Raw genomic sequence first — 5878 nt, 5'->3', positions numbered from 1 at the left:
TCGGCGCTGTGGCACCGTCACTTTGAGGTGGTTGCCGCTTCGGCTCATCCACCGCTCCTCCTGCCCTCCTGCAGGGCAGCGGTGGATGCTACCTCCCTAGGCAAAGATTTACCCCGGATGGCTTAGCCCTCGTCCGTGACGAGGACGGTCTTCAGACGTGCCAGGACGGGCTCTGGCACGTCGGTGAAGGACAGGCCCACCTCGAAGCGGGCCACGGCGTCCTTGGGTAACTTGATGGCCCAGACGATGCGCGCCGTACATTCCAGCGAGCTGCCGTCCGGAAGGAACAGTTCCAGATCCAGCCGCGAGCCCACGTCCTGCGGATCATCCGAATAGATGCGCGCGCCCCCGAGGCTGACGTCGAGCACCTGCTTCTTTTCGCCCACCTTCATGCGCGCGGGGCGCGAATAGAGGGGCGCGTGGATGCGGGGGAAGGCGCGGCGATCGATGTGAGAGGTCATCTGGAGTGTCACGTTCCGCCATCCTAACGTGCCTGTCACGAAACGGCACATCGCCCTCCCAGGCGAGAAGGCGGGCCGGTGGGTCGGACCACCTCCTCCGTGGGTTCGTGGCAACCCTACCCAGGAGTACCGCCCAGCCCCTCCAGCTCCGGTGCGTCCCGAGCCAGCTCGTCGCAGATGAGCGATTGGATGCGGAAGGCCAGCCGCGCCTCCTGGACCAGCTCCTGGGCCTCGCCCTCCGTCAGCGGCACCTCGTCCAGCCGGGCCACCAGCCGGCTCTGGAAGGCGAGCAGCTCCGCGGCGGACACCGCGTTGTAGAAGGCCGTGCCCCGGCCGTTCTCCAGCTCGAACGCCTGCGCGATGAGCTCCGAGCGCTGGGGGGCGGTGTAGAGGTCCTGGACGCAGCGGGCCCAGGCATGGGCGATGAGCAGGTGCGGGGCCTCGGCCGCCACTTCGCGGATCCGCTCGGCGTGCAGCCGCGTCTCCGTGCAGGCGAAGGGCTTCGTGCGCGTGTCGCCGCAGAACCAGTCCAGGTCCGCCAGCAACGCGGAGGCCCGCCGCAGCTCCGGCAGCCGCAGCACGCGCGTGAGCGGGCCGTCCTTCAGCGCCGGCAACACGGACTCCAGCGCTTCGTAGACGACGTGCAGCTGGCGCAGGTGGTTCACGTAATGGCGCGCCCGCACGAACTGGCCATAGACGCCGCCGTTCCACGTGCCGTTGAAGAGCGCTTCCAGGAAGGTGGACTGCTCCGCCTGGCGCCGGGCGATCCCCGTCCCCTCCTCCAGCCGCAGCGACAGCCGCTGCGTGGACGGGAGGGCCTCGAGGGCCGTGGACGCGGAGGACAGGCGCTTGTCCCTCGCGGAGCGCTCGAAGCCGCCCCAGCGGATCGTCCCCCGGACGGTGCTCACTGCTTCCACCCGCCGGTGGGCGCCCCGTGGGCGGCGGCGGGAGCCGGCTCCTGCGCTTCCGCCTCGTGCGCGGGCGCGTGCGGCATCTCCAACTGGTGGATGGCCTCCACCAGGGTGTGACCCAGCGCGCGCAGGACGTCCTCCTCCAGGCGCAGCGTCACCGGCCCCACCGCCAGGTGGATGTGCCCACAGCTGCACCGCGTCACTTCAGCGCACGGGCCTCGCGCCAGCACCGCCCTGCAGCATCCCTGACCGAGCATCGCGTTCTCCAGATGATTTTGATTATCGAAATCAAAATCATGAAGCCACAACACCCTTCCGCCGTCAAGCCCGGTCCACCCCGTTCTGATCCGGAGACCGGTGGTCAACACCTCAAAGACAGACATTAAAACACCAGACAAAGACAAGCATCACAGTCAATTACATATGTCTGCATTTATTTGTTTCATGTCTCACGCCAATGCCGCTGGCTGCCTTTTTGTTCATGTAGGCGCGACCCTTTCCGACGCGGCGGAACTACCTGAATGTTTGTTCAGGCCCGTTCAGGGGTGCTCGGGGCGACGGGAAAAACGGCTGAAGGTTTGTTCAGGTCGCGTGCAGTCGGAGAACGCGGTTAGGAAAAGACGACCATGCGGCGACCCCTCGTGCTGACGACCTTCCTGGGCCTGGCGTGCCTCCTGGCCGGCTGCAAGTCCAACTCGACGAACGCCCCGGAGCCCTCCCTTTCGCTCCGGGACTCAGGCGTGGTGGACGCGGGTCAGCAACCTGTCTCCTGGAACCTCCAGGCGGCCCAGGTCCAGGTTCCGGAGGGCATGAGGGGCGCTCCGTTCGATGTGCCGCACTCCCTGAACATCCCAGCAGGCATGTCCGTAGCGGTCTGGGCGCGGGTGCCGGGCGCGCGTTTCATCGCATTCTCGCCGGAGGGCACGCTGCTCGTCTCCGTTCCCGGCCAGAACAAGGTGATGCAGGTGCGCCCCCGCGAGGGCCAGGCGCCGGAGGTGACAGAGTGGGCAGGCGGCCTGGGCCGGCCCCACGACCTCGTCTTCCACGAGCGCGACGGGCAGGTGTGGGTCTTCCTGTCGGAGAAGGACCGCGTCACGCGCTCGCGCTGGACGCCCGGTGAGACGGCGCGCGGCACGGTGGAGACGGTCGTCACGGGACTGCCGGACGCATCCCTCCCGGAGCTGCACGGCGCCTACGGCCACGAGCTCAAGAACCTGGCGGTGGACTCACAGCACCGCGTGTACGTGGCCATCGCGTCCACCTGCAACGTGTGCCTGAGCGACACCACCAGCGACCCGCTGCGCGGCGCCATCTACCGGTGGGACTGGAGCGGCGGCTCACGCGAGCTGTTCGCCCGGGGCCTGCGCAACGCGGAGGGCCTTGCGTGGGAGCCGGGCACCGACACGCTGTGGGTGGCGGTCAACAACCGCGACAACACGCCCTACCCGTTCGACGACGGCACCGGGAAGTACGGCAAGGTCATTCCGGAGTACGTGGACAACCACCCGCCAGAGGCCCTCACCTCCGTGCGGCAGGGCGGCCACTACGGCTGGCCCTTCTGCAACTCCAACCCGGACTCCCCCAGCGGCCTGAAGCACATGCCCCTGGACCGCGACTACAACCTCAACCGGGACGGCGCCAAGGCGGACTGCGCCGCGTTGGACAAGACGGACCAGGGCATCCAGGCGCACTCGGCGCCCCTGGGCCTGACGTTCTTCGACCATGGGGAGCTCAATCCGGAGTGGAAGCGCGGCGCGCTGGTCGCCTACCACGGCTCGTGGAACCGCACGGAGCGGACCGGCTACAAGGTCACCGTCTTCCCGTGGGACCTGGCCACGCACCAGCCCATGCAGGAGGTGGACCTGGTCACGGGCTTCAAGAACCCGGACCTGAGCGTGTGGGGCCGGCCGGTGGACGTGGCCCTGGCCCCGGGCGGCGGCTTCATCGTCAGCGACGACGCCGCCGGTGCTCTCTATCGCATCGCCCCCACCGCCCGGCCGTAGCCCGGCGGCGAGCGACTCAGCGCGACTCGCCGCGCGCCAGCTTCTCCACGTAGTCCGCGGGCAGCCCGGCGCTCTTCGCGCCGCGCACCAGCGCCTCCACGAAGCGCGGGCTCACCGGCCCGTCCGACGACGCACGGCGCGGGTTGGTCACGAACGCGGTGGCCTCCACCTCCTGGCCATCCACGCGCACGCGCACCGTGCGCTCCACGCACATGCTGGTGACGAAGCCCTCCTTGTGCTGGACGATGGGCCAGTCCTTGCCGGGGATCTCGAAGAGCCGCCCGTACACGCGCGCGCCCGGCGCGTCCGTCAGGCCCGCCACCCGGCCGCCCCACCAGCGCGACGGGAAGTCGTAGACAAGGTCCACGTCCAGCGCCTCGGCGAGCTGGCCCTCCGGCAGGTCGAAGAAGCCGTAGCTGTGCTGCTGCCTCCACTCCTCGAAGGCGGCCCGGTCCAGGATGGTCGAGTACGCGAAGTAGCGCCGGGGCGCGTTCGCGTCCGCCTGCTCGCGCGCCTTCATCACCTGGTCGTAGTGCGAATCCATTGTGTGTCCTCCCGCCTCTACCGCTCGCCCTTGCCGCGCGACAGGGCGCCGTCGCGGAACGCGCCCAGCACCCCGCCCACGTCCAGGCGGGACGTCTTGATGAACAGCCGCAGCGCGCGCTCCACGTGGTCGGCCAGCACGGCCATGCGCTCCAGCCGCCGCAGCTTCTCCGCCTGCACGCCGGCAGCACCCTCCGCCAGCCGGCGCGCTTCGGACAGGTCCGCGCGGATGCGGGTGACGAAGGCCGCCTCGCGCTCCTCCACCACGTGCGTCACCATCCGCACCAGGTCCGTCTCCGCCGCGTATCGCCACACCGTGTCCCGCGGCACGCGCACCCGCTGGATGACGCCCCATTGCTCCAGGTCGCGCAGCAGCATGGACACGCCGCCCTTGGACAGGTCGAGCTCGCGTTCTATCTCACCGGCTGTCAGCGGCTCGCCGCGCAGGTAGAGCAGGCCCCACACGCGGCCCTGGTTGCGCTTGAAGCCCCAGAACTCGATGACGTTGCCCACCGCCTCCACGGCGATGGCCTCCCATGGCGCCAGCCGTCCATTCTCCGGCGGCGCGACGGTCTTCTGGCTCCCGGGATCCCCCCCCGTCCACAGGTAGCCCTTCATGCAGCGCGTCCCTTCACCTGCTCCGCGATGCCCTCCGACAGCCGGTGCGCCCAGCTCATCAGCTCCGCACCCGCGGCGTCGTTCGCGAAGGGCCCCAGCTTGTCGAGCGCCGCTTCGATTTCGACGTTCATCATCTCCATGGACGCCTCCACCGCGCCGGCGGCCTCGATGGCGGCGCCAATCTCCCGGGTGCGCTCCGGGGTGATGACGGAGAACGCCCACGCGTCCTTGAGCTTGCGGCGCAGGGACTCGTCCCGCGACACCGCCAGCAGGATGGGCAGCGACGGCGTGCGCGAGTGCACGTCCGCGTACCGGGGCTTGCCCACGTCCGTGCCCAGGATGTCGCGGATGTCGTCGGCGATCTGGAACGCCACGCCCAGGTGCCGGCCGAAGGCGTCGAAGCGCGCCTGCGCCTCCGGCTGCTCCCCCAGCGTCGCCGCGGCCTTGCCGCACCAGCCGAACAGCGACCCCGTCTTGCCCTCGGCGATGTAGCGCAGCCGGGTGAGCGGCAGGTTCATGTCGCCGCGCGCCTCCACCTCCGCGATGGCCGCGCGGGTCATCTCCGTGACGATGGCCAGGCCGCTCTGCACCAGTCGCGCGTCCAGCAGGGACAGCCGCGACAGCGCCGTGGACAGGATGAGGTCGCCGCTCATCACCGCGACGATGTTGCCCCAGCGCGCGTTCACCGTCGGGCGGCCCCGGCGGAACATGCCCGCGTCCACCACGTCGTCATGCAGCAGGCTGGCCGAGTGGATCATCTCCGCCGCCACACCCACATCCACCAGCCGTGCGGCCGGCACCCCCACCACGCCACCGAACAGGCGGACGAGCATGGGGCGGGCCCGCTTGCCCCCGGCCCCCAGGCACAGGTGGCGCGCCGCATCCATCAGCGTGTCACCCTTCACGTCCGGGCCGACGTCGCCATCCGCGAGCAATTCGGTCAGACGCTGCTCCACCTGCCCCAGAAACTCCGTCAGCTCGTGAGCGACATCCATGTGCGCGGTCTCCTTCCGGGCCGTTCATATAGTTCAAGACCGCGTGAACTGCACCGAAATCCCTTCTGCCCTCCAAGCGAGCGGACAGTCAGCGGAAAGCGACGAATAAGCCCGGTTGGTGTCCGGCCGGGCTCGGTGGAGTCCTTGGAGGTCCGATTGAGAGGGAATGCGAGGCCGTGGGAAACGAATCGCAGTGTCCGCCGCCTTCCGTCGCCGCCTCGTCCAGAGCTTCGCTTCCCTCGCCACCGGCGTCCCGCTCTTCCGCCCTGGCGCCTCGCTGCCCGGCGCGTCCGCGCCCCTCCTGGGCGCCCTGCCTCTTATACACATCTGACGCCGCCGACGATCGC

General features: G+C 69.5%; 7 protein-coding genes. 1 reads left to right on the top strand and 6 read right to left on the bottom strand.

What is annotated here, in order from left to right; translation table 11 throughout:
- Positions 1-122: 122 nt before the first annotated feature.
- From D7Y15_RS41660 to D7Y15_RS41650, 3 genes are all read right to left on the bottom strand, one after another.
- Positions 123-473 carry a PilZ domain-containing protein gene (locus tag D7Y15_RS41660; RefSeq protein WP_233596806.1) on the bottom strand — a complete coding sequence of 117 codons (351 nt, stop codon included), beginning with the start codon at positions 471-473 and terminating at the stop codon, positions 123-125.
- Positions 474-577: 104 nt separating this feature from the next.
- Positions 578-1369: a heme oxygenase (biliverdin-producing) gene (locus D7Y15_RS41655; RefSeq protein WP_120576235.1), complete on the bottom strand. Its 792-nt coding sequence runs from the start codon at positions 1367-1369 to the stop codon at positions 578-580.
- Positions 1366-1629, bottom strand: coding sequence for a hypothetical protein (locus D7Y15_RS41650; RefSeq protein ID WP_120576236.1), 264 nt, complete (start codon positions 1627-1629; stop codon positions 1366-1368). Before D7Y15_RS41650 ends, D7Y15_RS41655 begins: the two co-directional genes overlap by 4 nt.
- Before the next feature lie 369 nt (positions 1630-1998).
- On the opposite strand from D7Y15_RS41650, the gene D7Y15_RS45020 reads away from it, so the two are divergent.
- Positions 1999-3375 (top strand): sorbosone dehydrogenase family protein, encoded by a 1377-nt coding sequence (locus D7Y15_RS45020; protein WP_158629214.1) that lies wholly within the window; start codon positions 1999-2001, stop codon positions 3373-3375.
- A gap of 16 nt (positions 3376-3391) precedes the next feature.
- Here D7Y15_RS45020 and D7Y15_RS41640 read toward each other — a convergent pair whose 3' ends face one another.
- The 3 genes from D7Y15_RS41640 to D7Y15_RS41630 are packed head-to-tail and all read right to left on the bottom strand — an operon-like array spanning position 3392 to position 5531.
- A complete protein-coding gene (locus D7Y15_RS41640) occupies positions 3392-3919 on the bottom strand; it encodes a gamma-glutamylcyclotransferase (protein WP_120576237.1) in 528 nt (175 codons plus the stop codon).
- 17 nt (positions 3920-3936) lie between these two features.
- Positions 3937-4536 (bottom strand): GbsR/MarR family transcriptional regulator, encoded by a 600-nt coding sequence (locus D7Y15_RS41635; protein WP_120576238.1) that lies wholly within the window; start codon positions 4534-4536, stop codon positions 3937-3939.
- Positions 4533-5531 carry a polyprenyl synthetase family protein gene (locus D7Y15_RS41630; protein ID WP_120576239.1) on the bottom strand — a complete coding sequence of 333 codons (999 nt, stop codon included), beginning with the start codon at positions 5529-5531 and terminating at the stop codon, positions 4533-4535. The genes D7Y15_RS41635 and D7Y15_RS41630 overlap by 4 nt, the downstream gene beginning before the upstream one ends.
- Positions 5532-5878 lie beyond the last annotated feature (347 nt).

Origin of the sequence: Corallococcus sp. AB030 (genome assembly GCF_003668965.1) — a bacterium.
In the GTDB taxonomy this organism is placed as follows: domain Bacteria; phylum Myxococcota; class Myxococcia; order Myxococcales; family Myxococcaceae; genus Corallococcus; species Corallococcus exiguus.
The sequence above is the reverse complement of the archived record's forward strand: the minus strand, read 5'-3'. Positions and strand labels throughout refer to the sequence as shown.

What these genes read in the sequence shown, in the direction of transcription:
- D7Y15_RS41650 (WP_120576236.1), bottom strand. Translation starts at nt 1,629, where the DNA reads ATGCTCGGTCAGGGATGCTGCAGGGCGGTGCTGGCGCGAGGCCCGTGC.
- D7Y15_RS45020 (WP_158629214.1), top strand. Translation starts at nt 1,999, where the DNA reads ATGCGGCGACCCCTCGTGCTGACGACCTTCCTGGGCCTGGCGTGCCTC.
- D7Y15_RS41640 (WP_120576237.1), bottom strand. Translation starts at nt 3,919, where the DNA reads ATGGATTCGCACTACGACCAGGTGATGAAGGCGCGCGAGCAGGCGGAC.
- D7Y15_RS41635 (WP_120576238.1), bottom strand. Translation starts at nt 4,536, where the DNA reads ATGAAGGGCTACCTGTGGACGGGGGGGGATCCCGGGAGCCAGAAGACC.
- D7Y15_RS41630 (WP_120576239.1), bottom strand. Translation starts at nt 5,531, where the DNA reads ATGGATGTCGCTCACGAGCTGACGGAGTTTCTGGGGCAGGTGGAGCAG.